This is a genomic window from Sideroxydans sp. CL21 (assembly GCF_902459525.1).
Classification (GTDB): Bacteria; Pseudomonadota; Gammaproteobacteria; order Burkholderiales; family Gallionellaceae; genus Sideroxyarcus.
On record NZ_LR699166.1, the window covers coordinates 224,798 to 246,617 of the forward strand.

The following is a 21,820-nucleotide window of genomic DNA, read 5'->3' on the forward strand; positions in this document are numbered from 1 at the left end:
GAAAGGACTGGATGCCGCTACAGACCGGGCGTCATCCGCCGGTACGCGACATGAAACGCACGATGCTGGATGCGGGCTGGGTCAGATCGAAGGTATGGGCCTTGGGTTTGAGCCCGGCGGCCTGGGCGATCAGATCGCGCACGCGGCCTTCGTCACCCGCCCGCACCGCGGGCAGCAAGTCCACCATGCCCTCGTTGCCGAGACAGGGAAACAATTCACCACGGGCAGTCACGCGCATCCGGTTGCAGTCCGCACAAAAGTTGTGCGAGTGCGGCGAGATGAAGCCGATGCGCGATTCGTGACCCGATACGCGCCAATAGCGTGCCGGACCGCCCGTGCTTTCGACGCTGGGAAAAACCTCGAAATGCTGCTTCACCTGCTCCAGCATTTCGGTGTTGCTGTAGTAGGAATCGGCATGGTGATAGCCGGTCTCGCCAAGCGGCATCTGTTCGATGAAGCTGATGTCTATGCCGCGTGCCAATGCGAACCGGACCAGGTCATTCGCCTGGAGATGATTGATATCGCGGATCAGCACGGTATTCAGTTTGACGTGACGCGGTCCCCAAGCCTCTATCGCCGCGTCGATCCCCGCCAATACCTGGGGCAGATTCCCGGTCCTCGTGATGCGGTGGAAGGTGTCCGGCTCCAGGCTGTCCAGACTGATATTGACGCGGTCTATTCCCGCTTGCACCAACGGTTGCGCAAACTTCGCCAACTGCGAGCCGTTGGTTGTGATCGTCAATTCGCGCAACCCGGCAAGCTCGCGTATGCGCGAGGCCAGCCATGGCAGGTCTTTTCGCGTCAGCGGTTCGCCGCCGGTGAGGCGGATCTTGTCGACTCCCAGCCCGACGAAAGTCTTGGCGACTTGCAGGCACTCTTCCAGCGACAGTATTTCGCTGCGCGGGAGGAATTCCATCTTCTCGGACATGCAATACGTGCAGCGAAAATCGCAGCGGTCGGTCACCGACAAACGCAGGTATTTTACTTTCCTGCCGAATGTGTCTTGTATGTCATTCACGGCCATTGCTCCCATAAGTCGAACGTCAGCCGGCCTTCTTTACCAGCAGGAAAGCTTCCCGCACCATCGGTGACAGCTCCACATCGCCGGCATCACCGATATGCTGGAGCATTGCCGCGCGCATGCGCGGGTCCCAGCTTCTCTGGATATGTGCGGCAATATCTTTTACCGCCTGTTCATGGTTGGGCATGGCTTCGAAGAAAGCGCCGATCTGGTTGGCCATCTTGATCAGGTTGGGAATATTCATAGATTGCTTCCTTGCAGGCGTTTTGCGTGAGTATAGATCGAGCAGTTGGCGCCGCGTAAAAAGCCGACCAGAGTGAGATTGAGCTTGTCTGCCAGGCGTATTGCAGCCGCGGTCGGTGCCGAAACGGCAGCGAGGATGCCATAGCCCATCGCTGCAGATTTCTGCACCATCTCGAAACTGGCGCGGCTGGTGATGAGCAAAGCTCCTTCGGGAACTGCATCGATACCTGCCAGCGCGCCCAGTGTCTTGTCCAGCGCATTGTGGCGGCCGACATCCTCGCGCACCTGGCTGATGCTGCCGTCGGCAGAGACATGGCAGGCGGCATGCACGGCACCTGTCGTCTGCTGCAATTGCTGTTGAGCCGGCAAGCGGCGCATACCTTCATGCAGCGCGGCGAGAGGAAAGGGGGTGCTATCAGCTACGGGCGGCAGATCGCGCATGACCTGGGTCAGGCTTTCCGCACCACACAAACCGCAGCCCGTGCGCCCGGCCAGGCTGCGGCGGCGTTCCTTGAGGCGGGCGAAGGCGCCGCCCGCGATCTCCAGATGCAGGGTGATTCCTTCTTCCGCTTCCTCGATCTCGATGTCGAACACTTCACTGCGCCGTTCCACGATGCCTTCAGTCAGGCTGAAGCCAAGTGCGAAGTCCTTGAGGTCGGCGGGTGTGGCCAGCATCACCGTGTGCGAAATACCGTTGTACTCCAGGGCCACCGGTACTTCTTCTGCCACGGTGTCGACTTGGGAAGCACTTCCGGTACGCTGAACCGTCAGCTGTGTTTTCGCCGGCATGTTTTCGAGAACGATCATTTTGCGGTGGCGTCGGCCAGCAACCGGCGCTGCTCCTTGTCATGCCGGGCATTGCGCAACTGCCATTCGGACGGTTGGTCGACCCGCACCAATTCCACCGCCGTCACCTTGTACTCGGGGCAGTTGGTGGCCCAGTCCGAGTTGTCGGTCGTGATCACGTTGGCACCGGATTCCGGGAAGTGGAAGGTCGTGTAAACGACGCCGGGCTGCACCCGCTCGGTGATCGTGGCACGCAAAACCGTATCGCCCGCGCGCGACTGCACGCCTACCCAGTCGCCGTCGGCAATGCCGCGTTCCTCCGCATCGTGCGGATGAATCTCCAGCCTGTCCTCGTCATAGAAATGCACGTTCCTGGTACGCCGCGTTTGCGCGCCGACGTTGTATTGCGAGAGCACGCGGCCCGTCGTCAACAGCAGCGGGTATTTGCGCGTCACCTTCTCGTCGGTCGGCACGTACTGCGTGATGAGGAAGCGCCCTTTGCCGCGCACAAAATGATCCACGTGCATGGTGGGTGTGCCGTCCGGAGCCTCGTCGTTGCACGGCCACTGCAGGCTGCCCAGACGATCGATCTTGTCGAAGCTGACCCCGGCAAAAGTCGGCGTCAGGCGCGCGATTTCGTCCATGATCTGCGACGGATGGTCGTAGTGCATCGGGTAGCCCAGCGCGTTGGACAGCGCCATCGTCACTTCCCAGTCGGCTTTGCCTGCCAGCGGCGGCATCACCCCGCGCACGCGCGAGATGCGCCGCTCGGCATTGGTGAAAGTGCCGTCCTTTTCCAGGAAGGAAGAACCCGGCAGGAACACATGCGCAAACTTGGCCGTCTCGTTGAGGAAGATATCCTGCACTACAACGAACTCCATGGCACTCAGCGCGGCCTGCACGTGTTGCGTGTTCGGGTCGGATTGCGCCGGATCTTCGCCTTGGCAATAAAGTCCGAGGAAGCTTCCGTCGAGCGCAGCTTCGAACATGTTGGGAATACGCAAGCCGGGTTCGGACTGGATGGTGACATTCCACGCATCTTCAAACAGTCCGCGCGTGATGCTGTCGGATACATGGCGGTAGCCGGGCAACTCGTGCGGGAAGCTGCCCATGTCGCAGGAGCCTTGCACATTGTTCTGTCCGCGCAGCGGGTTCACACCCACGCCCTCGCGTCCGACATTGCCGGTGGCCATCGCGAGGTTGGCGATGGCGATCACGGCAGTGGAACCCTGTGAATGCTCGGTGACACCGAGGCCGTAATAGATGGCAGCGTTGCCGCCGGTCGCATACAAACGTGCTGCCGCGCGCACTTCGGCGGCAGGCACGCCGGTAGCCGCCTCCAGCGCTTCGGGCGAATTGGCCGGTCGCGCGACAAACTCTCTCCAATCGGCGAAGGCCTGAGTCTCGCAACGTTCGGCGATGAAGCTCTCCGCGAGCAGCCCTTCGTTCACGATCACATGCGCCAGTGCGGTGAGCACTGCAACGTTGGTGCCGGGCCGGAGTTTCAGGTGATGGCTGGCGCGAACGTGGGGGCCGTTCACCAGATCGATATTGCGCGGGTCGACGATGATCAGCTTCGCGCCTTCGCGCACGCGACGTTTCAGGCGGGACGCAAACACCGGGTGGCCGTCAGTCGGGTTGGCGCCGATGATCAGGATCACGTCGGACTTCTCGACCGATTTGAAGGTTTGCGTGCCGGCCGATTCGCCCAAGGTTTGCTTGAGGCCGTAGCCGGTCGGCGAGTGGCAGACGCGTGCGCAGGTATCCACATTGTTGTTGCCGAAGGCGGTGCGCACCAGCTTTTGCACCAGATAATCTTCCTCGTTGGTGCAGCGGCTGGACACCAGCGCACCGATCGAATTCTTGCCGTGTTTTTCCTGCACACGGCGCAATTCGCGGGCGGTATAGGCGATGGCTTCGTCCCAGGACACCTCACGCCATGGGTCGCTGATCTTCGCGCGTATCATCGGTTTGGTGATGCGGTCGGGATGTGTCGCGTAACCCCAGGCGAAACGGCCCTTGACGCAGGCATGACCCTCGTTGGCCTGTCCGTCTTTCCACGGCACCATGCGCACAACCTCGCTGCCTTTCATTTCCGCCTTGAAGCCGCAGCCGACGCCGCAATAGGCGCAGGTCGTCAGGACCGAGTGTTCGGCCTGGCCTTTCTCGATTACCGTTTTTTCGATCAGTGTTGCCGTCGGGCAGGCATTGACGCAGGCGCCGCAGGAGACGCATTCGGAATCCATGAAGTCCTGGCTTTGGCTCGCCGAGACGCGCGATTCGAAGCCGCGGCCGGAAATGGTCAGCGCAAACGTGCCCTGCGTTTCCTCGCAGGCGCGCACGCAACGGTTGCACACGATGCATTTGCCCGGATCGAAGGTGAAATAGGGGTTGGATTCGTCCTTCTTCGCATCCGTAAAATGGTTGGCTCCCGCCATACCGTAGCGCACCTCGCGCAATCCGACCTGGCCCGCGGCGGTCTGCAGTTCGCAGTTGCCGTTGGCGGCACAGGTCAGGCAGTCGAGCGGGTGGTCCGAAATATACAGTTCCATCACATTGCGCCGCAGATCGGCGAGTTTCGCCGATTGGGTACGCACTTTCATGCCGGCTTCCACAGGCGTCGTGCACGAAGACGGGTAGCCGCGCCGACCTTCTATCTCGACCAGGCATAAGCGGCATGAGCCGAATGGCGCCAGTGAATCCGTTGCACATAGCTTGGGAATCATCATGCCGGCCTGTACGGCGGCACGCATGATCGAAGTGCCGGCAGGCACGCTCACCGCAATGCCGTCAATGTTCAAGGTGACTTCGCGGTCGGCGATCACCGCGGGAGTACCGTAATCGAGGTCGTTCATTGGAAATCCTCCGGAAAATGATTGAGTGCGGACAGCACCGGGTAAGGCGTCATGCCGCCCATGGCGCATAACGAGCCGAGTGCCATGGTGTCGCACAGGTCGCGCAATAACGGAATCTGTTCGGATGCACCGGTGCGTATGCGGTCGATGACCTCCACGCCGCGTGTCGAGCCGATGCGGCAGGGTGTGCATTTTCCGCAGGATTCGAGCGCGCAGAACTTCATGGCATAGCGGGCCTGTTTGGCCATATCCACGGTGTCGTCGAAGGCAACGATGCCGCCGTGGCCGAGCACGGCGCCGATGGCCGCGAAGGCTTCATAGTCGAGCACCGTGTCGAACTGCGACTCGGGCAGGTAGGCGCCGAGCGGGCCGCCGACCTGCACCGCGCGCAGCGGGCGGCCGGAACGCGAACCGCCACCGTAGTCGTACAGCAGTTCGCGCAGCGTACATCCGAACGGCACTTCAATCAGACCGCCGAACTTGATATTGCCCGCGAGCTGGAACGGCAACGTGCCGCGCGAACGGCCCACACCCAGGTCGCGATAGGAGGCAGCGCCTTGCGCCAGCATGTCCGGCACGCTGGCGAAGGTGATGACGTTGTTGATGACGGTCGGCTGCCCGAACAGGCCGGAGATCGCGGGCAACGGCGGCTTGCTGCGCACGATGCCGCGTTTGCCCTCGATGCTTTCCAGCAGCGCCGTTTCCTCGCCGCAAACGTAGGCACCTGCACCCTTGCGCACTTCGATATGGAAATCACCCAGCCAGTCGCCCGCGGCCTGCAGTGCGGCATTCAATGCTGCGATGGCATGCGGATATTCAGAACGCACGTAGATGTACCCGTGTGTTGCGCCGACCGCGAGACCGGCGATCGCCATACCCTCGATCAGGCAGTACGGGTCGCCTTCCATCAGCATGCGGTCGGAGAAGGTACCCGAGTCGCCTTCGTCTGCGTTGCACACGATGTATTTCTGCGCAGACTTCGTATCGAGCACGGTCTTCCATTTGATGCCCGTGGGAAAGGCGGCGCCGCCGCGTCCGCGCAAACCGGAATCGGTGACCTGTTGTACGATGGCAGCGGGCGCCAATGTACGGGCGAGGGCGAGGCCTCGCCCGCCGCCGTGCGCCAGATAATCTTCCAGCGAACGCGGATCAATCACGCCGACACGACGCATGGTGACGCGTTGTTGCCGGGCAAGATAGGGGACGGTTTCGATGTTGCCCAAGCGCAACGGATGTTTGCCGCCTGAAATGAAGTCGGCAACGAACAGGCCGGGCACATCGTTCACCGTCACCGGTCCGTAGGCGATGCGGCCCTGTGGCGTGGCAACTTCAACGAGCGGCTCCAGCCAGAACAGGCCGCGCGATCCGTTGCGTACGAGATTGATTTTCGTGCCGCGTTTTGCCGCAGCGATCGTGATGGCAGCAGCAACGTCGTCGGCACCGAGCGCCAGCGCAGCCGCATCGCCGGGAACGTAAACGGTGATGCTCATGAGCGTTCTCCCAACGCGGCTACCAGCGAGTCGAACTTCTCCGGCGTCACGCGCGCATGCAGCGTCGTCTCGTCGATCTGGACGGCAGGGCCGATCGAGCACAGCCCCAGGCAATAGACCGGCTCCATTGAAATATCGCCGTGCTGCAGGCGCGCCGCAGCATGCTCGGCCAGCGCTTCGCTGCCGTTCGCCTGGCAGGCTTCGGCGCAGCACACGTGCACCACATGCCTGGGCGGCGGTGTGCGGCGGAAGTGATGGTAATAGGTGATGACGCCGTGCACTTCGGCACGCGACAGATTGAGTTCTTTTGCGATCAGTGGAACCGCTTCATCCGGCACATAACCCAGCTCGTGCTGGACGTCGTGCAGGATGGGCAGCAGAGAACCCGCTTGATGCTGATGCTTGCCGAAGATGGCATTCAATTTGGTGATCATGGGGATAGTTCCAGGCTACCAGTATTTTGGGTAGCGACTTTTACGAGAGACGTTGTTGTAGACCAATGCCGCCAGCAACAGGATGACTACACCTAAGGCAGTGGGAAACAGAACAAAGTTCCAGCCCGGTTGCGTCAGGAAAACGATCACGGGATTCGACCCCGCCGGAGGATGCGTCGTGCGTGTTGCCATCATCAAAGCCACGGCTGTTGCGGTTGCCAATGCCATCGCCCACCAATGCGGGCCGAAGACGGTCAGGAACAGCAACCCTGTTGCCGACGACAGAATGTGTCCAAAAAATACATTTCGCGGCTGGCTGAAGGGCAGGTCCGGATAGCCGAAGACCAGCACGCAAGACGCCCCGAAGGAGCCGAGTACCAGGGCGAGTTGCATGCTGCTTGCGGCCAGACCTACTGCGCCGATCGCAAGCAGCGATCCGACCCAGGCCTTGACGATGCTGACACTGTCCGGACGGGGCGGTATTGCTGCCCCATCCCCGCTGAGTTTTGCGATCAGGCTCATTGCACGCGCTATTACTTGAACAGAATGAGCGTCTTCTGCAACGTCATCCAGATACCCCAGCCGAGCGGTATCCATACCGCCAGCCATGCCAGCGCAACCTTCCAGCTGTGGCTTGCTTCCTGGGTCAAAGCGCCGACGTCCGCAACGAAATGCTGGTGGGTGTCGTTGGCAAGCTTGTTTTCTTCCTTCAATTGTTCTTCCGTCATGTAGTGTTGTTCGGCTACCGACTTGACCAGCCAGTTGCAGATGAAACCCAGCACCAGAAGTCCGGCGAGGACATACATGGTGATGGTGTAGGCATCGGCACGGGCCACGCCGTGATCGAGCTGGTATTCACGGATGTAGTTCACCAGCACCGGGCCGAGCACACCGGCTGTTGCCCAGGCGGTCAGCAGACGACCGTGAATGGCGCCGACCATCTTGGTGCCGAACATGTCGGCGAGATAGGCGGGCACGGTGGCGAAACCGCCGCCATACATGGACAGGATGACGCAGAAGGCGGCAACGAACAAAGCCAGGCTGCCCGCAGATGCCAGGCTCGGGACTGACGCGTACAACGCGCAACCGAGAAGGAAAAAGATCGAATAGGTCATCTTGCGTCCAAGCTTGTCCGAGAGCGATGCCCAGAAGAAACGACCGCCGATGTTGAACAGAGAAAGCAGGCCGGTGAAGCCGGCAGCGATGGCAGCGATCTGACCTTTTTGTGCAGGATTGAGGTCGTTGAATGCGAGATCGACGCCGATCAGTTTTCCGGCAAAGACTTCCTGCAACATGGGCGATGCCATGCCGATGATGCCGATACCTGCAGTCACATTCAGTGTGAGTACCCCCCAGATAAGCCAGAACTGCGGTGTTTTCCAGGCCACGTCGAGATGCACATGGCGGTCGGTGATCATGCCCTTGGAAGCTTCTGCGGGAGGCTGCCAGCCGGCAGGCTTCCAGTCATGGTCGGGGACGCGATAGCCGAGCGCGCCGATCATCATGAATATGAAATAGATCACTGCCAGTGTCAGGAAAGTCTCCCACACGCCGACCGAGGCGGGAGTGGCGAAATATTTCATCAGCTTGTCGGCCAGTGGGGCGCCGATCATCGCGCCGCCGCCGAAGCCCATGATCGCCATGCCGGTCGCCATACCGCGCCTGTCCGGGAACCATTTGATCAGGGTCGATACCGGCGAGATATATCCCAGGCCGAGGCCGATGCCGCCGATGACGCCCGAGCCCAGCCAGAGCATCCATATCTGGTGCATGTAGACACCCAGTGCAGAGATCACCAGACCGCCGCTCCAGCAGAAGGCGGCCACGACACCCGCCTTGCGCGGGCCGGCGTGTTCAAGCCAGCCGCCCCAGATCGCCGCAGAGGAACCGAGGAATACAAAGAACAGCGTGAACATCCAGCCCAGCATGGAGATCTTCCAGTCGCAGGATGTCGCGACCATTTGTGCGAAAAATCCCATGTCCGACGGACAAACGACAGGCTGTGTAATGCCTATTGCCTTGGACAACGGCAACCAGAACACCGAGAAGCCGTAAGCCATACCGATGCACAGGTGGATGGCAAGGGCGGCGGGTGGAACCAGCCAGCGATTGAAGCCGGGCTTGGCGATAGTGCTTTCTCTGTCTAAAAAACCGGGTGTCGCGGGTGCTCCTGAAGCAAGTGCGTTCGCCATGTATTCTCCTCAGTCATTTAAAAAAAATCCGCCTTACCAGTATGTGGAACAGTGTTGCTGGTGACGGGCGATTTGGATTATCTCTCCATAGTTGAAACTACGACAATCGGTTGGGAGTTGAAAGCGGGAAATACCGAACGCCTATTCGTCTTTGGCGAACGAATCGTTGAGGCTATGAGCTTCCACAAGCAAGGCTTCCGTCATCGGCGAACGCGGTTCACGCTGTGGCACGACCAACCCGGTCGCCCATGCCACGGCGGGTTCGGTCAGCGGCAGCACTTGTACTCCTGCCGGTACGCCGATCAGATCAAGCACGCTGTGCGGCAAGATGGCCGACCAGGCACCGGAACAGACATGTGCCAGCATGCTGATGAGGGAGTTCGATTCCAGCGTGGGCTGTATCGTGCAGCCGAGCTGGGCAAAAACAGCATCGATGGTCTTGCGGTTTTGCATGTCGGGAGTGAGCAGGCACAGCGGTACTTGCACAGCCTCAATCCAGGTCACGCTGTCGCGACCTTCGAAAGGGCCGCCTGACGGAGTCAATAAGACGTGATTCTCATTCCACAAGGGAATGGTGAGTAACTGGCGCGCTGCCAGGCCGGATTCGACATAGACGATGCCGGCATCGATTTCGAAATCCTGCAGTCGCGACAGGATTTCGCTGGTGGAAAGCGACAAGACATCGATTGTTACCAACGGGTGACGGCGTGAGAAAGCGGAAGTGAGCGAAGCGACCACGGTCAGCGCCGTGGGGATCACACCCAGACGCAGGTGCCCGCTGAGCCCATTGCGCAGGCTGGCCAATTCCTGCCTCAAACCTTCTTCTCCGGCAACCATGCGATGTGCATGGTCGACGACGCATTGACCTTCGGGGGTAAGTCCGGTGAATTGTTTGCCGCGCTCGACCACGGCGACGCCGAGTTCGGCTTCAAGGTCGCTGATCGCGGCTGAAAGAGTAGAGGGGGAAATATGACAAGCAAGCGCAGCCCGACCGAAATGTTTCTCGCGGGCCAGGGCGATCAGGTAGAGATATTTTCGGGCGATCATCATAGCGTTGATTTCCCCATCATCGCCGAAAGCTGAGCCTCGGGCAACACTTTAATCCGAGCGAAAAAACGATGCTGAACGGCTATTTGAAATTCGTGGCTAGCGTCAATACATTACTGTGGATTGCCGGGTTTCTTGCATTGCGATTCCATGAAGGGACCTTGGTACTTTACCCAAGTGTTGCCGGGGGAAATTTGCGCGCACAGTATCGTTCTATCTGCCCTGTTTATCCATTTGTACCAGGGTGCGCCGGAAGCAAATGCCCCAAAGCAGGCAAGGGTGAGCAAAATGAAAACAGCAAATTTTGATTTCACTGGATATATCCTTGTAATGTCTAGTCGGCGCGCTTCCATATCTCGGATTGTCCCAACCAGGCCAAACCGACATAACCAGTTACCTCTATCGTCTTGCCGTCTTCCGAGAGCCGGATGCGGCAGCGGTAGATCTTCCCTTCATCGGGGTCGAGGACGGTGCCTCCTTCAAAAGTGAGTTCATCCTTGCGCTTCATGCCGGACAATATGCGCATCCCCAAGAGCGGCTGATTGTATAAACTGCCGGTGCAGGCAGAGCAGAGCATTGCGGCGTTCTCGGGTTTATCGGGAATTATTTTTTCTATGTTCCCCTCATAGGTGTTGTCGCTTAGATGCTTGATGCGTATCAGGGCTTCAAGATTTCCCGTACGGTCGTCAAATTCCTGCCACAAACCTTCCAGTTCCCCGCACCAGGCAATGGGAGGAACTGCAGACAGCAACATGCACGCAATTGCCGTCTTGAAGTTGAATGCCATGCTGAGATTTCTCCGGATATCGTTCAGTGAAGTTTACAGCAGCATTTCCATGTTGCGTATCATGCCTGCCAAACACCATATCCCGATTCGCGCAGGTCGATTGCCAGCTCCACTTCCAGATCGCACGCTGCCTCATAGGGCATCGGATTGTAGATTTCGTAAAGTTCGGGCAACAACCGCAATCCGAATTTCATTACATATCGGTTGGACTGGATGCCTGCCTTGTGTTTGTCGAAGCGAATGTCCGGATCCAGTCCCGTCATTCCGACATAAACACACGGCTTGCCCGTGATATAGCCGGGATTGGATTTCCTGAACCGGCCTTCGTAAAGCACGTCTTTCGACAACTCAATCACGTAGACATGGTAGTGATTGCGACGTCCCATGCCTGTTCAAATAAGATCGCGTGGACAACCCGGAATCAAGACAACTTCAGTTGGGCCTTTGATTTTCTGCCCGGCGCTGCCGGTGGAATATATCCGGCTACCCGGCATCTGATTCCCTCGATCTTCTTGCCCTTCTCATAACGGGTCGAATGGCATGACATCACCTCGCCCCGCGCAGTGAGCTCGGATACATGGGCGCGAACTTTGGCGAGTGAAATTCCGGTGGCCTCGGCGATTTCGGAATCCAAACGTTCGCCGCGTGTTTTCAGGAGTTGCAGTATTTCGTTCATTTTATGTTTTGGTATTGAGTAGTCAAAATACCGGAAGGCGGTTTGAACCGCCTTCCGAAGTAAAAACCAGTCTAGATAAAGTAGACTTTAAGCGAGACCAGCCCAACTGGCAATCGATACGGCTGCAGCTGTAAGCCAGCCAAATGCGATCTTGAACCCAGTGTCGGCTTGGAAAGTTTTGCCAGTGCTTTTGTCGCTCATTCACAATCTCCTTTATAAATCAACGTCTAAGTAAGACATCGTCTTTCGCCCGCATGAACCGGGCATCATGTCAGACCCGTGATTCAGGGATTAGTTCTGCAACTCACAGCCTGTAACTGGGCGACTGGTTGAAAAATTAAAATTTCCTTTACTATCAAATAACTAAATAATTATTTCAAAGATTGATTAGCCGATTTCCTTAACAGAATCCCGCGAAACCACCCGCTTCCAAGCATAGGCGTATCGCTGATCACTTCAAGTTCAGGGGTGCTGCTCAATACTTCCTCGAATACGACATCCATGCGTGTGGCAAAACGGCGGGTCACCACGTTGAACAGTCGCCGCAGAGGGGCGCGTTGTTGCGGTTGCAGGAATTTATCGAACAGGATGACCGTGCCGCAGGGTTTTAGCACTCGCATTGTCTCACTCAGGCAGCGTTGCGGTTCCGGTACCACGGCGACGATGAGATGCAGGATGACGTGATCGAAATGTTCATCCGGGAATGGCAGCGCCATGCTGTCGCCAAACACGAACTGCACGCCCATTTTTTCGCTGCGTGGTCTGGCTCGCGCCAGCATCGCCGGATTGAAATCGAGTGCGGTGTAATGGTGCAGCGCCGGTAGCCAGGGCAGATCCAAACCCGTCCCCACGCCGCTGATCAATACCCGTTTGCTTGTATCGGTAGGCAGTGCACGCAGCGATTGTTGCCGCGCCCTGCGCATCGGGCGCTCGATAACGGCATCGTAAAGCGGTGCGATGAGGCTGTAGCTCAGGCGCAGGAGCGGATTTTGGCGGTAGGGTTGATCGTGCAGGGTCATGGCAGATGGGTGATGCCGGTGATCTTGGCCTGGGCGACAGCTTTTGCCAGCGCCTCGATGGCCTGTGTGCGTGCGAAGCTTTTGCGCCAGGCCAGCGCGATGCGCCGCGCTGGCACCGGTTTGGCGAACGGGATGACTTTCAGCAGCCGACTGCGGTAGCGCACACTGTTCGCCGAGGCCGGCAGCACGGTGATGCCCAGGCCGGAGGCGACCATGTTGCGTATGGTTTCCAGCGAGGTGCCGTGTTGGGTATCCGTGCCTTTGCGGCTGAGATCGGGACACGCTTCGGCCACCTGGTTGCTGAAGCAGTGTCCCGAATCCAGCAGCAGCACCTTTTCACCGGCAAGCTCGTCGGCCTTGATGCTGCGCCGGTCAGCCCAGTGATGCTCGCTGCTGACGACCACCTCGAACGGTTCGTCATACAAAGGGTGGGTGAGGATGCCGGTATCGCCAAATGGCAGTGCGATGATGATGACATCCAGCTTGCCGTTGCGCAGCAGGTTGTCCAGATTGGCGGTGATGTTCTCCTCCACCTCCAGCGGCATGTGCGGCGCAACCTTTTTCAGCGCGGGGATCAGGTCCGGCAGCAGATACGGGCCGACGCTGTGGATGATGCCGATGCGCAAAGGTGCGGCGAGCTGGTTCTTGCCCTGGGCCGCGATCTCACGGATGCGTTCGGCCTCTTCAAGCACGCGCTGCGCCTGCTCGACAATGGCGGTGCCGACGGGCGTAATGGTGATGTCGCTTTTCCCGCGCTCGAATATCTTAAGGCCCAATTCTTCCTCCAGCTTCTGGATCGCGAGAGACAGAGCCGGCTGGCTGATAAAGGATTTTTCCGCGGCGCGGCGGAAGTTGAGTTCCTGGGCCACAGCGACGATGAAGCGCAGTTCGTTGAGTGTCATGGCGGTTCCTTTTAAGCCGTCATTCCGGCGCAGGCCGGAATCCAGCGTAGTTATTCAACATGCTTTTGGTTTTGCCCTGCTTCGCAGGATTTATTCAACCCACTGGATCCCGGCCTGCGCCGGGATGACGAGGCATGTGATTTGCATAATAAATCAACTCGGTTTGAACAATCAATTGGATTGATCATGTGCCGAAGTCTACATTGCGTCCGTGGGCAACAAACCACTTCATCAACCAACCAGACAGGAGAGCAACATGAAACGACCGGAGATCAAAACGATAGCCAATCTCGAAGCGGCATTTGCCGGTGAATCGATGGCGCATATCAAGTACCGTTACTTTGCCAAGATAGCACGGGCGGCAGGCGACGAGGAAACCGCCAGGGTTTTCGAGGAGACGGCAAACCAGGAAGTGCAACACGCACTGGGCCACCTCGACCTGCTCTATCCAAAAGCCGAAATGAGCACGGAGCGCTGCCTGCAGATGGCGATCGAAGGCGAGACCTACGAGTACACCGAGATGTACCCCGGTTTCCTGAAGACTGCGCAGCAGGAAGGCGATGCGGCGGCGGCTTCGGAGATCAAACAACAGATCGAAGAGTCGGAAGAACACGCCGCACTCTTCAAGGCTACTCTGGAAAAGGCAGCCAAGCGCTTCGCGGCACTGGCCAGGGTGGAAGAACGGCATGCCAACCAATACCGCGCAACATTGGCAAAAATTACAGCGTGATACAAAATAAATCGACAAGGAGAACGAAATGAAAGTTTGGCAATGTGTGGTGTGTGGTTTTATCTACGATGAAAAGGTCGGTATGCCGGAAGAAGGAATCAAACCCGGCACGGCCTGGGCGGACATTCCGGAAAGCTGGGCGTGCCCGGATTGCGGAGTGGCGAAGGCGGATTTCGAGATGGTCGAGGTCTGACCATCGGACTGGTCGGGGCGTGAAGCCCGTTCGCTTGAGCTTGTCGAAGGCCATGAGGCCGTTCATGTTTCGACAAGCTCAACAAGAACGGAATATTTGTTCGAGCCATATCATTAGAAACCAAGTTTTTCAGGAGCAAATATGAACCCCATCATCGTGCTGGGCAGCGGCCTGGCGGGCTACACCGTCGTTCGCGAACTGCGCAAGCTGAACCGTGATATCCCTATCACGCTGGTGACACGCGACAACGGCGACTACTATTCCAAGCCCATGCTGTCGAACGCCTTCGCACAGAACAAGGATGCGGCCAGCCTGGTCCTGACGAAAGCAGCCGACATGGCGAAGCAGCTCGATATTGGACTGCTGGTGGATACCGATGTCCATGCCATCCATCGCGGCAGCAAACAATTGGACACCACGTCCGGGATGCTGGAGTACGACAAGCTGGTGCTCGCGTTGGGTGCCGACCCGATTCGCATCCCGTTGCAAGGCGACGCGGTGGATGAAGTGCTGTCCGTGAACGACCTTAAGGATTACGCAAAGCTGCGCGTAGCCCTGGGTGCGTCAAAATCCATCGCCATCATGGGTGGTGGGCTCATCGGCTGCGAATTCGCCAACGACCTTGCGACTGCGGGATACACCGTCAGCGTCATCGACCGCGGCGCCTATCCGCTCGCCAGCCTGATGCCGGAACAGGCCGGCAAGCAGTTGCTGGAACCGTTGTCAAAGATCGGCGTGACATGGCGCTTCGGCACGTCCGTGCAGAGCGTGAACAAGGCAGACGCCGGTTATGCGCTGACCCTTGCCGACGGCAGCAGCATGCAGGCGGACCTTGTGCTCTCCGCTGTCGGTTTGCGCCCACGAACCCAGCTTGCCCGCGATGCCGGCATCACGGTCAACCGCGGCATCGTGGTGAACGAACGGCTTTGCACCAGCGACGCGTCAATCTATGCGATGGGCGACTGCGCCGAGATCGAAGGCAAGGTGCTGCCGTTCGTGCTGCCCATCATGCATGCGGGCCGGGCGTTGTCCCGCGTGCTGAACGGCGAAGACGCGAAGGTGGTGTTCCCCGCCATGCCCGTGGTGGTCAAGACGCCAGCGCATCCCGTTGCTGTGTCGCCGGTGGCGCGCGATGCAATCGGCGTATGGCAGGAGATGGCGACGGGGCAGGGTGTGAAGATGGAGTTTGTCGATGCGCTGAACAAACTGAGCGGGTTCGTGCTCACGGGTGAATATGCGGGGGAACGGAACGAGATGGCGAAGAGGCTTGCGGTGTAAGCTTGGTAGTGTGGGCACGTTTCTGTGCCCACGATGTAGTTGTGTTGCAAATGGTGCGCTACCGCGTGGGCAAACGAAAAAGCTGTTTACCCACCCAGCATATTTATTGCATCCAATAATTCCCAACCAACCCCGCAAACACCGCCGCCCCGAACCAGTTGTTATGCAGGAATGCCGCGAAGCATTTTTCGCGGCTGCGATCCCTGATGAGTTTGTAGTGATACAGCGCAATACTTTCCGCGACGATCAGGCCGGCAAAATAAACCAATCCCAAGCCTGCCATTAAGCCAACCACCGCCAGCAGCAGCAAGGTAAGGGTGTAACAAATCATTACTGCGATCACGTCGTATTTGCCGAAGAACAGCGCCGAGGAATGGATGCCGAGGTGGATGTCGTCGTCGCGGTCCACCATGGCGTATTCGGTGTCGTAGGCGATGGACCAGAAGATGTTGGCGAGCAGCAACACCCACGCGACGGCTGGCACTTCGCCGAGCTGTGCGGCGAATGCCATCGGGATGCCGAAGCCGAAGGCGATGCCGAGGTAGGCTTGCGGAATCGCGAAGAAGCGCTTGGTGAACGGATAGCTGGCGGCAAGGAAAGCGGCGGGGAAGGACATCAGCCAGGTGAGCGGGTTCAGCGGCAGGATGAGTGCAAAAGAAATCAGCGCCAGCACGACCGCCAGCCACAGCGTTTCGCGCTCGCTGACCTTGCCGCTGGTGAGCGGCCTGTCCTTGGTGCGCTCCACATGCTTGTCGATGTGGCGGTCGGCATAGTCGTTCACCGCGCAGCCGGAGGAGCGCATCAGTACGGTGCCCAGCGTGAAGATGAATACGATGAGCAATGACGGATGCCCGTTGCCCGCGATCCACACGCCCCACAGAGTCGGCCATAGCAGCAGCAGGATGCCGATGGGGCGGTGCAGGCGGGTGAGCTGGAGGTAGAGGTGCAGGCGTTCGGTGAGGTTCATGGCAATATTTTATGCTAACTCCCTCTCCCGTGGGCGGGAGAGGGTTGGGGTGAGGGGCGTTGTTGTGAAGCCGATTGATGCGTTGCTCACCCGCCCTCATCCCCGGCCCTTCTCCCGCCCGCGGGAGAAGGGAGTGAAGTGGCTCAAGTCCGCAAATAATCCGGCTCATTCGCCATCCACCGTTGCAGATGCGCCTGCGCCGCCTCGGGAAAGTCGCGCAGCATCTCGTCGGCGATGTCGCGTGCCTTGTCCAGCAGCTTGTCGTCCTCGGCCAGATCGGCGAAACGCAACATGGGCACGCCGCTCTGTCTTGCGCCTAGCAGTTCGCCCGGGCCGCGCAGGCGCAGGTCCTGTTGGGCGATTTCGAAACCGTCGGTGTTCTCGTAGATGATCTTGAGCCGGGCGCGGGCGAGTTCGGACAGCGGCTGCTGGAACAGCAGCACGCACATGCTCTCGGCAGCCCCACGCCCGACACGACCGCGCAGCTGGTGCAGTTGGGCCAGTCCCATGCGTTCGGCATGGTCGATCACCATCAGGCTGGCGTTGGGCACATCCACGCCGACTTCGATAACGGTGGTGGCGACCAGCAGTTGCAGCTCACCCGTCTTGAATGCAGCCATGGTCTGCGCCTTTTCGGTGCTACTTAATTTGCCATGCGCAAGGCCGATGCGGATTTCGGGGAATATCTGTGTGAGCGTGGCGAATGTTTCCAGTGCGGTTTGCAATTGCAGCGCTTCCGATTCGTCGATCAGGGGGCACACCCAATAGGCCTGACGGCCTTCGAGACAGGCGGCACGCACGCGCTCGAACACTTCCTCGCGTCGGGCATCGCTGACCAGCTTGGTAACGATAGGCGTGCGGCCCGGCGGCAACTCGTCGATCACCGACACGTCGAGGTCGGCGTAGTAGCTCATCGCCAGCGTGCGCGGGATCGGCGTGGCGCTCATCATCAGTTGGTGAGGTTCCGCACCTTTGCCGCGCAAGGCCAGCCGTTGCTGCACGCCGAACTTGTGCTGCTCATCCACGATGACCAATCCCAGCTTGCTGAATTCGACCGACGTCTGGAACAGCGCGTGCGTGCCGATGGCAAGTTGGGTATCGCCCAGCGCGATGCGCTCGGCCGCCGCCGCCTTGTCCTTTTTCTTCAGGCTGCCGGAGAGCCACGCCGGTTCGATGCCGAGCGGCGCCAGCCAGTCGCGCAGCTTGAGGTAATGCTGTTCTGCGAGGATCTCGGTCGGTGCCATGAACGCAACCTGATAACCGTTCTCGATAGCCTGCAACGCGGCGAGCGCGGCGACCACAGTCTTGCCGCTGCCGACATCGCCTTGCAACAGGCGCTGCATCGGATGTGGACGTGCGAGGTCGGCGCTGATCTCATGCCACACTTTTTTCTGCGCACCGGTGAGGGCGAACGGCAGGTCTTTCAGCAACGCATCGGTAAGCCGGTTGTGTGCGGCAAGTTTGGGCGCGATGCGCCGGCTTCGTTCGCGGTAATGCACGCGCATCGACAGTTGCTGTGCCAGCAGTTCATCGAATTTGATGCGCATCCATGCAGGATGCGCCCGTGCCAGCAATGCGTCCTCGTTGATGTTCGGCGGCGGCTGGTGCAGCAGGCGCACGCTGGACGCGAAATCCGGCAGGTGCAGGTGCTGCAGGATCTGTTCCGGCAGCGTGTCGTCGAGTGCCAGTTCGTTCAGCGCGGCGTGAATATGTTTGGTCAACGTGATTTGCGGCAGCCCGGCAGTGGTCGGGTAGACGGGCGTGAGTGCCTGCTTCAGCGGAACGGATTCTCCTGCAACGCGGCATTTCGGATGCACCATCTCGTCGCCGAAGAACCCCATGCGCGGTTCGCCCAGCGCGCGGATCTTTTTGCCGACGGCGAGCTGCTTCTGCTGGCTGGGATAGAAGTTCAGGAAGCGCAGATAAAGGATGCCGCTGTTGTCCTGCAACTGGCACACCAGGCTGCGGCGCGGGCGGTACATCACTTCGCTGTGGATGATTTCGCCTTCCACCTGCGCCGTTTCACCGGGGACGAGATCGGTTATACGCGTGATCCGCGTTTCGTCTTCATAACGCAACGGCAGATGCAGCACCAGATCGAACGGGGTATGGATGCCGAGTTTGGCGAATTTGCTCTGTGTGGCGGGGGCGATCTTCAATGGCACATATCCGGGAACGAGGCGGTACTGCTGAAGCTAAGTCGCAATCTTGGCGAGGCGATCATCCGATACGCGCAGCCGGTCGGCAAGCGTGGACAGGAACACCTGGTTGAAGTGCAGCTGGCAGCGGTCGGAGAGCTGGTCAAGCTGGCCGGGCAGTATCTTCATGACGGTGACCTCGGTGGTGGCAGTGATGCTGGCGGAACGCGGCATCTGTTTGCGGCTGGTGTAGGACATCTCGCCGAAGATGGAGCCGCTACTCAGCGTGTTGAGCAAACGGTTGTTGCGCGACACGGTGACGCCGCCATCGGCCAGGATGAAGAACGCATCCCCCAGCTCTCCCTCGCGCAACAGCAAGGTCTTTGCCGGTTGTTTCTGCCATTCGCCGACGCGCAACAGTTCCCACAGCTCGATGTCGGTGAAATCCTGGAACATTTTCAATTTGCGCAGGGCGGTGAATTTTTCGTTTTCGTTGATCTCCATGTCGCTTTTTTCGAAGTGCCCGAGTGCGGCGAGTTGGTTGCCGAAATCGCCCCAGGTGGCAAAGCGGTCCCCCGGTTTTTTTTGCAGGGCGATCATCACGATGCGTTCCAGCTGCGGCGGCAGGTTTGTACGGTGTTGTGTCGGAGGGATGGGCATTTCGTGCAATATCTGCTGATACAGATGCGCCAGATTTTTCGGCGTATACGGCGAACGGCCGGTGAGCAGGCGATACATGACAACGCCCAGCGAATAGATGTCGGTCGAGTGGGTAAGCTCGTCGCCGCGCACTTGTTCCGGCGACATGTAATTGGGAGAGCCGACGCTGTTTTGCGTATCTTCGAGGTCGGTGCGGACAGCCGCGCCCAGGTCGGCGATCTTGATCTCGTCCGGGTTGGCCAGCAGCAGGTTGGCCGGCTTGATGTCACGGTGGATCACGCCGTTGAATTGCGCATAGTTGAGCGCACGGCAGCATTTGTACATATAGGCGACCACGCGGTCGAGCGGCAGCAGGTTGTCCGGGTAAATGTGCTTTTCCAGGGTGCCGCCAGCCACGTATTCCATCACGATGTAACTCATGCTGTCGCTGATGACCGCTTCGTAAGTGGTGACGATGTTCGGGTGCACCAATTTCCCTGCAAGCGCGGCTTCGATCTCCAGTTGCCTCCGGTTCTGTTTGCCGTTCTTCGGGTCGTACAGGAAAGCCTGCTTGAACAACTTGAGCACGACCTCGCGGTCTTCAACCGGGTCGTGTCCGAGATAGACCACGCTGGTTCCGCCGTTTCCCAGTTTCCTGATCAAACGGTACCTGCCGATATGCGATCCCTGGCTCATTGGGTGACTACTTATAGACAAGGATCATTCCTGCAAAAACATCACGCCGTCGGCTTCCACCAGTGCGGCGCGCGGCAGGGAAGCGACGCCCACGGCGGCGCGCGCCGGGTAAGGCTGATGAAAATAAGTCGCCATGACTTCGTTGACCTTGGCAAAGTGGGCAAGGTCGGTCAGGTAGATGTTGAGTTTCACCATATCGTCCAGGCTCCCTCCCGCCGCCGAGGCGACGGCACGCAGGTTCTGGAATACGCGGTGAACCTGCGCTTCGATGCCTTCGACCATATTCATGGTGTTGGGATCGAGGCCGATCTGGCCGGAGAGATAGACGGTATTGTCCACGCGCACGGCTTGCGAATAGGTGCCGATGGCGGCGGGGGCATCGGGTGTCTGGATCACGAATTTGTTCGACATGATGTTCTCCTTTAATTGTTCTAATTTGCGAGCTTGGCGAAGCGGTCGTCGGCCATCCTGAGACGGTCTGCCATGACGCGCAAGAAAGCCTGGTTGAAATGCAGCTGGCAATGGTCGGAAAGCTTTGCGAGTTGCGCCGGCGATATTTTAAGTACCGTGACTTCGGTGCCGGCAGTGACGGTGGCGGAACGCGGAACGACCCTGCCGCTGATGTAAGCCATCTCGCCGAAGCAGTCGTCGCTGCGGATCAGGTTGAGCAGGCGGCCGTTCTTGGTCACGCTCACGCTTCCCTCGATGATGATGTAGAAGACGTCGCCCATCTCGTCTTCGCGCATGAGGACGGTCTGCGCGGGCTGCATCTGCCATTCACCGACGCGCAGTATCTCCCACAGTTCGATATCGGTGAAGTCCTTGAACAAGGACATCTCGCGCAGCGTGGAAAATTGCTCGGTCTGGTTGATCTCGATGGCCTTTTGTTCGAAACGCCCCAAGGCAGCGAGATCGCTGCCGAAATCCTTCCAGTTCTGGTAGCGCTCGCCCCTGTCCCTGTGCATGGCGCGCAGCACCACGCGTTCGAGCTGCGGCGGGATGTCGGGACGCAGGTTGCGCGGGGTCGGCGGTGTGGCATGCAGTATCTGCTGGCACAGGGCCGGCAGGTTTTCCGCTTTGTATGGCAAGTAACCGGTGAGCAGGCGGTACATCACCACACCCAGGGAATAGATGTCGGTCTGGTGCGTCAGCGCCTCGCTGCGCAGTTGTTCCGGCGACATGTAGCCGGGCGAACCGATGTTGTTGATCTGCGTCTGTTCGATGTCCAGCAGCAGCGCCGCACCCATGTCGGATATCTTGATGTCGCCGTCCTCGGTGAGCAGCATGTTGGCGGGCTTGATGTCGCGGTGGATAACGCCGTTGAACTGTGCATAGTTCAAGGCGCGGCAGCATTTGAACATGTAGTCCACCACGCGGTCGACGGGTAGCAGGTTGCCGGGCTCGGCATATTTTTCCAGCGTACCGCCGCTCACATATTCCATCACGATGTGGCTGGCATCGTCGCCGATCAGCGCATCGTAGATCGACACGATGTGCGGATGCGACAGCTTGCCCACCAGCGAGGCTTCGTTATCCAGTTGGCGCTGGTACAGTTTGCCCATCCTGGGGTCGCTCAGGATATCCTGTTTCAACACCTTGATCGCCACCTCGCGCTTCGCGAAAGGATCGAAAGCGAGATACACCGTACTGGTCGCACCTTGCCCGAGTTTTTTGGTGAGGGTGTATTTGCCCAGTGCCCCAAGTTGTTGCATTTTGGTGGTTTGCTC

23 protein-coding genes are annotated in these 21,820 nt (G+C 59.1%); 4 read left to right on the plus strand and 19 right to left on the minus strand.

Annotated elements, in window-relative coordinates; genetic code table 11:
* Nucleotides 1–31: 31 nt before the first annotated feature.
* The 9 genes from moaA to QOY30_RS01150 form a co-directional block, all read right to left on the minus strand.
* Nucleotides 32–1,024 carry a GTP 3',8-cyclase MoaA gene (moaA, locus tag QOY30_RS01110; protein ID WP_283742802.1) on the minus strand — a complete coding sequence of 331 codons (993 nt, stop codon included), beginning with the start codon at nucleotides 1,022–1,024 and terminating at the stop codon, nucleotides 32–34.
* 19 nt (nucleotides 1,025–1,043) lie between these two features.
* On the minus strand, nucleotides 1,044–1,265 hold the full coding sequence (locus QOY30_RS01115; RefSeq protein ID WP_283742803.1) for a formate dehydrogenase subunit delta: 222 nt from the start codon (nucleotides 1,263–1,265) through the stop codon (nucleotides 1,044–1,046).
* On the minus strand, nucleotides 1,262–2,071 hold the full coding sequence (gene fdhD, locus QOY30_RS01120; protein ID WP_283742804.1) for a formate dehydrogenase accessory sulfurtransferase FdhD: 810 nt from the start codon (nucleotides 2,069–2,071) through the stop codon (nucleotides 1,262–1,264). Before fdhD ends, QOY30_RS01115 begins: the two co-directional genes overlap by 4 nt.
* Nucleotides 2,068–4,905: a formate dehydrogenase subunit alpha gene (fdhF, locus tag QOY30_RS01125; RefSeq protein WP_283742805.1), complete on the minus strand. Its 2,838-nt coding sequence runs from the start codon at nucleotides 4,903–4,905 to the stop codon at nucleotides 2,068–2,070. Before fdhF ends, fdhD begins: the two co-directional genes overlap by 4 nt.
* On the minus strand, nucleotides 4,902–6,395 hold the full coding sequence (locus QOY30_RS01130; protein WP_283742806.1) for a formate dehydrogenase beta subunit: 1,494 nt from the start codon (nucleotides 6,393–6,395) through the stop codon (nucleotides 4,902–4,904). The genes fdhF and QOY30_RS01130 overlap by 4 nt, the downstream gene beginning before the upstream one ends.
* Nucleotides 6,392–6,829, minus strand: coding sequence for an NAD(P)H-dependent oxidoreductase subunit E (locus QOY30_RS01135; RefSeq protein ID WP_283742807.1), 438 nt, complete (start codon nucleotides 6,827–6,829; stop codon nucleotides 6,392–6,394). The genes QOY30_RS01130 and QOY30_RS01135 overlap by 4 nt, the downstream gene beginning before the upstream one ends.
* 15 nt (nucleotides 6,830–6,844) lie before the next feature.
* Nucleotides 6,845–7,351, minus strand: coding sequence for an HPP family protein (locus QOY30_RS01140; protein ID WP_283742808.1), 507 nt, complete (start codon nucleotides 7,349–7,351; stop codon nucleotides 6,845–6,847).
* 11 nt (nucleotides 7,352–7,362) lie between these two features.
* Entirely contained in the window at nucleotides 7,363–9,021 is a 1,659-nt protein-coding gene (locus QOY30_RS01145; RefSeq protein WP_283742809.1) for an OFA family MFS transporter, read from the minus strand.
* Between the two features lie 141 nt (nucleotides 9,022–9,162).
* Nucleotides 9,163–10,071 carry a LysR family transcriptional regulator gene (locus tag QOY30_RS01150; protein ID WP_283742810.1) on the minus strand — a complete coding sequence of 303 codons (909 nt, stop codon included), beginning with the start codon at nucleotides 10,069–10,071 and terminating at the stop codon, nucleotides 9,163–9,165.
* 68 nt (nucleotides 10,072–10,139) lie between these two features.
* On the opposite strand from QOY30_RS01150, the gene QOY30_RS01155 reads away from it, so the two are divergent.
* Entirely contained in the window at nucleotides 10,140–10,376 is a 237-nt protein-coding gene (locus tag QOY30_RS01155) for a hypothetical protein (protein ID WP_283742811.1), read from the plus strand.
* Between the two features lie 26 nt (nucleotides 10,377–10,402).
* Here QOY30_RS01155 and QOY30_RS01160 read toward each other — a convergent pair whose 3' ends face one another.
* The 5 genes from QOY30_RS01160 to QOY30_RS01180 all read right to left on the minus strand — a co-directional run bounded on the left by QOY30_RS01160 (nucleotide 10,403) and on the right by QOY30_RS01180 (nucleotide 13,452).
* Nucleotides 10,403–10,855 carry a DUF2147 domain-containing protein gene (locus QOY30_RS01160; protein WP_283742812.1) on the minus strand — a complete coding sequence of 151 codons (453 nt, stop codon included), beginning with the start codon at nucleotides 10,853–10,855 and terminating at the stop codon, nucleotides 10,403–10,405.
* 59 nt (nucleotides 10,856–10,914) lie between these two features.
* Nucleotides 10,915–11,241: a hypothetical protein gene (locus QOY30_RS01165; RefSeq protein ID WP_283742813.1), complete on the minus strand. Its 327-nt coding sequence runs from the start codon at nucleotides 11,239–11,241 to the stop codon at nucleotides 10,915–10,917.
* A 35-nt stretch (nucleotides 11,242–11,276) separates the two neighbouring features.
* Nucleotides 11,277–11,531 carry a winged helix-turn-helix transcriptional regulator gene (locus QOY30_RS01170; protein WP_283742814.1) on the minus strand — a complete coding sequence of 85 codons (255 nt, stop codon included), beginning with the start codon at nucleotides 11,529–11,531 and terminating at the stop codon, nucleotides 11,277–11,279.
* A gap of 371 nt (nucleotides 11,532–11,902) precedes the next feature.
* Nucleotides 11,903–12,550, minus strand: coding sequence for a class I SAM-dependent methyltransferase (locus QOY30_RS01175; protein ID WP_283742815.1), 648 nt, complete (start codon nucleotides 12,548–12,550; stop codon nucleotides 11,903–11,905).
* Nucleotides 12,547–13,452 carry a hydrogen peroxide-inducible genes activator gene (locus QOY30_RS01180; RefSeq protein ID WP_283742816.1) on the minus strand — a complete coding sequence of 302 codons (906 nt, stop codon included), beginning with the start codon at nucleotides 13,450–13,452 and terminating at the stop codon, nucleotides 12,547–12,549. Before QOY30_RS01180 ends, QOY30_RS01175 begins: the two co-directional genes overlap by 4 nt.
* Before the next feature lie 256 nt (nucleotides 13,453–13,708).
* On the opposite strand from QOY30_RS01180, the gene QOY30_RS01185 reads away from it, so the two are divergent.
* The 3 genes from QOY30_RS01185 to QOY30_RS01195 all read left to right on the plus strand — a co-directional run bounded on the left by QOY30_RS01185 (nucleotide 13,709) and on the right by QOY30_RS01195 (nucleotide 15,653).
* Nucleotides 13,709–14,182 carry a rubrerythrin family protein gene (locus QOY30_RS01185; RefSeq protein ID WP_283742817.1) on the plus strand — a complete coding sequence of 158 codons (474 nt, stop codon included), beginning with the start codon at nucleotides 13,709–13,711 and terminating at the stop codon, nucleotides 14,180–14,182.
* Nucleotides 14,183–14,210: 28 nt separating this feature from the next.
* Nucleotides 14,211–14,375, plus strand: coding sequence for a rubredoxin (locus QOY30_RS01190; RefSeq protein ID WP_283742818.1), 165 nt, complete (start codon nucleotides 14,211–14,213; stop codon nucleotides 14,373–14,375).
* A 141-nt stretch (nucleotides 14,376–14,516) separates the two neighbouring features.
* Nucleotides 14,517–15,653: an FAD-dependent oxidoreductase gene (locus QOY30_RS01195; RefSeq protein WP_283742819.1), complete on the plus strand. Its 1,137-nt coding sequence runs from the start codon at nucleotides 14,517–14,519 to the stop codon at nucleotides 15,651–15,653.
* Between the two features lie 103 nt (nucleotides 15,654–15,756).
* Here QOY30_RS01195 and ubiA read toward each other — a convergent pair whose 3' ends face one another.
* The 5 genes from ubiA to QOY30_RS01220 all read right to left on the minus strand — a co-directional run bounded on the left by ubiA (nucleotide 15,757) and on the right by QOY30_RS01220 (nucleotide 21,805).
* A complete protein-coding gene (gene ubiA, locus QOY30_RS01200; RefSeq protein ID WP_283742820.1) occupies nucleotides 15,757–16,620 on the minus strand; it encodes a 4-hydroxybenzoate octaprenyltransferase in 864 nt (287 codons plus the stop codon).
* Between the two features lie 143 nt (nucleotides 16,621–16,763).
* Nucleotides 16,764–18,785, minus strand: coding sequence for an ATP-dependent DNA helicase RecG (recG, locus tag QOY30_RS01205; protein WP_283742821.1), 2,022 nt, complete (start codon nucleotides 18,783–18,785; stop codon nucleotides 16,764–16,766).
* A gap of 30 nt (nucleotides 18,786–18,815) precedes the next feature.
* Nucleotides 18,816–20,093 (minus strand): serine/threonine-protein kinase, encoded by a 1,278-nt coding sequence (locus tag QOY30_RS01210; RefSeq protein WP_283742822.1) that lies wholly within the window; start codon nucleotides 20,091–20,093, stop codon nucleotides 18,816–18,818.
* Between the two features lie 24 nt (nucleotides 20,094–20,117).
* Complete coding sequence (gene ridA, locus QOY30_RS01215; RefSeq protein WP_283742823.1) at nucleotides 20,118–20,504, minus strand: deaminase RidA; 387 nt, start codon at nucleotides 20,502–20,504, stop codon at nucleotides 20,118–20,120.
* Between the two features lie 20 nt (nucleotides 20,505–20,524).
* Nucleotides 20,525–21,805: a protein kinase domain-containing protein gene (locus tag QOY30_RS01220; RefSeq protein WP_283742824.1), complete on the minus strand. Its 1,281-nt coding sequence runs from the start codon at nucleotides 21,803–21,805 to the stop codon at nucleotides 20,525–20,527.
* Nucleotides 21,806–21,820 lie beyond the last annotated feature (15 nt).

Excerpts from the sequence above, each read along its gene's own strand:
- moaA (WP_283742802.1), bottom strand. The coding sequence starts at position 1,024 with ATGGCCGTGAATGACATACAAGACACATTCGGCAGGAAAGTAAAATAC.
- QOY30_RS01115 (WP_283742803.1), bottom strand. The coding sequence starts at position 1,265 with ATGAATATTCCCAACCTGATCAAGATGGCCAACCAGATCGGCGCTTTC.
- fdhD (WP_283742804.1), bottom strand. The coding sequence starts at position 2,071 with ATGATCGTTCTCGAAAACATGCCGGCGAAAACACAGCTGACGGTTCAG.
- fdhF (WP_283742805.1), bottom strand. The coding sequence starts at position 4,905 with ATGAACGACCTCGATTACGGTACTCCCGCGGTGATCGCCGACCGCGAA.
- QOY30_RS01130 (WP_283742806.1), bottom strand. The coding sequence starts at position 6,395 with ATGAGCATCACCGTTTACGTTCCCGGCGATGCGGCTGCGCTGGCGCTC.
- QOY30_RS01135 (WP_283742807.1), bottom strand. The coding sequence starts at position 6,829 with ATGATCACCAAATTGAATGCCATCTTCGGCAAGCATCAGCATCAAGCG.
- QOY30_RS01140 (WP_283742808.1), bottom strand. The coding sequence starts at position 7,351 with ATGAGCCTGATCGCAAAACTCAGCGGGGATGGGGCAGCAATACCGCCC.
- QOY30_RS01145 (WP_283742809.1), bottom strand. The coding sequence starts at position 9,021 with ATGGCGAACGCACTTGCTTCAGGAGCACCCGCGACACCCGGTTTTTTA.
- QOY30_RS01150 (WP_283742810.1), bottom strand. The coding sequence starts at position 10,071 with ATGATGATCGCCCGAAAATATCTCTACCTGATCGCCCTGGCCCGCGAG.
- QOY30_RS01155 (WP_283742811.1), top strand. The coding sequence starts at position 10,140 with ATGCTGAACGGCTATTTGAAATTCGTGGCTAGCGTCAATACATTACTG.
- QOY30_RS01160 (WP_283742812.1), bottom strand. The coding sequence starts at position 10,855 with ATGGCATTCAACTTCAAGACGGCAATTGCGTGCATGTTGCTGTCTGCA.
- QOY30_RS01165 (WP_283742813.1), bottom strand. The coding sequence starts at position 11,241 with ATGGGACGTCGCAATCACTACCATGTCTACGTGATTGAGTTGTCGAAA.
- QOY30_RS01170 (WP_283742814.1), bottom strand. The coding sequence starts at position 11,531 with ATGAACGAAATACTGCAACTCCTGAAAACACGCGGCGAACGTTTGGAT.
- QOY30_RS01175 (WP_283742815.1), bottom strand. The coding sequence starts at position 12,550 with ATGACCCTGCACGATCAACCCTACCGCCAAAATCCGCTCCTGCGCCTG.
- QOY30_RS01180 (WP_283742816.1), bottom strand. The coding sequence starts at position 13,452 with ATGACACTCAACGAACTGCGCTTCATCGTCGCTGTGGCCCAGGAACTC.
- QOY30_RS01185 (WP_283742817.1), top strand. The coding sequence starts at position 13,709 with ATGAAACGACCGGAGATCAAAACGATAGCCAATCTCGAAGCGGCATTT.
- QOY30_RS01190 (WP_283742818.1), top strand. The coding sequence starts at position 14,211 with ATGAAAGTTTGGCAATGTGTGGTGTGTGGTTTTATCTACGATGAAAAG.
- QOY30_RS01195 (WP_283742819.1), top strand. The coding sequence starts at position 14,517 with ATGAACCCCATCATCGTGCTGGGCAGCGGCCTGGCGGGCTACACCGTC.
- ubiA (WP_283742820.1), bottom strand. The coding sequence starts at position 16,620 with ATGAACCTCACCGAACGCCTGCACCTCTACCTCCAGCTCACCCGCCTG.
- QOY30_RS01210 (WP_283742822.1), bottom strand. The coding sequence starts at position 20,093 with ATGAGCCAGGGATCGCATATCGGCAGGTACCGTTTGATCAGGAAACTG.
- ridA (WP_283742823.1), bottom strand. The coding sequence starts at position 20,504 with ATGTCGAACAAATTCGTGATCCAGACACCCGATGCCCCCGCCGCCATC.
- QOY30_RS01220 (WP_283742824.1), bottom strand. The coding sequence starts at position 21,805 with ATGCAACAACTTGGGGCACTGGGCAAATACACCCTCACCAAAAAACTC.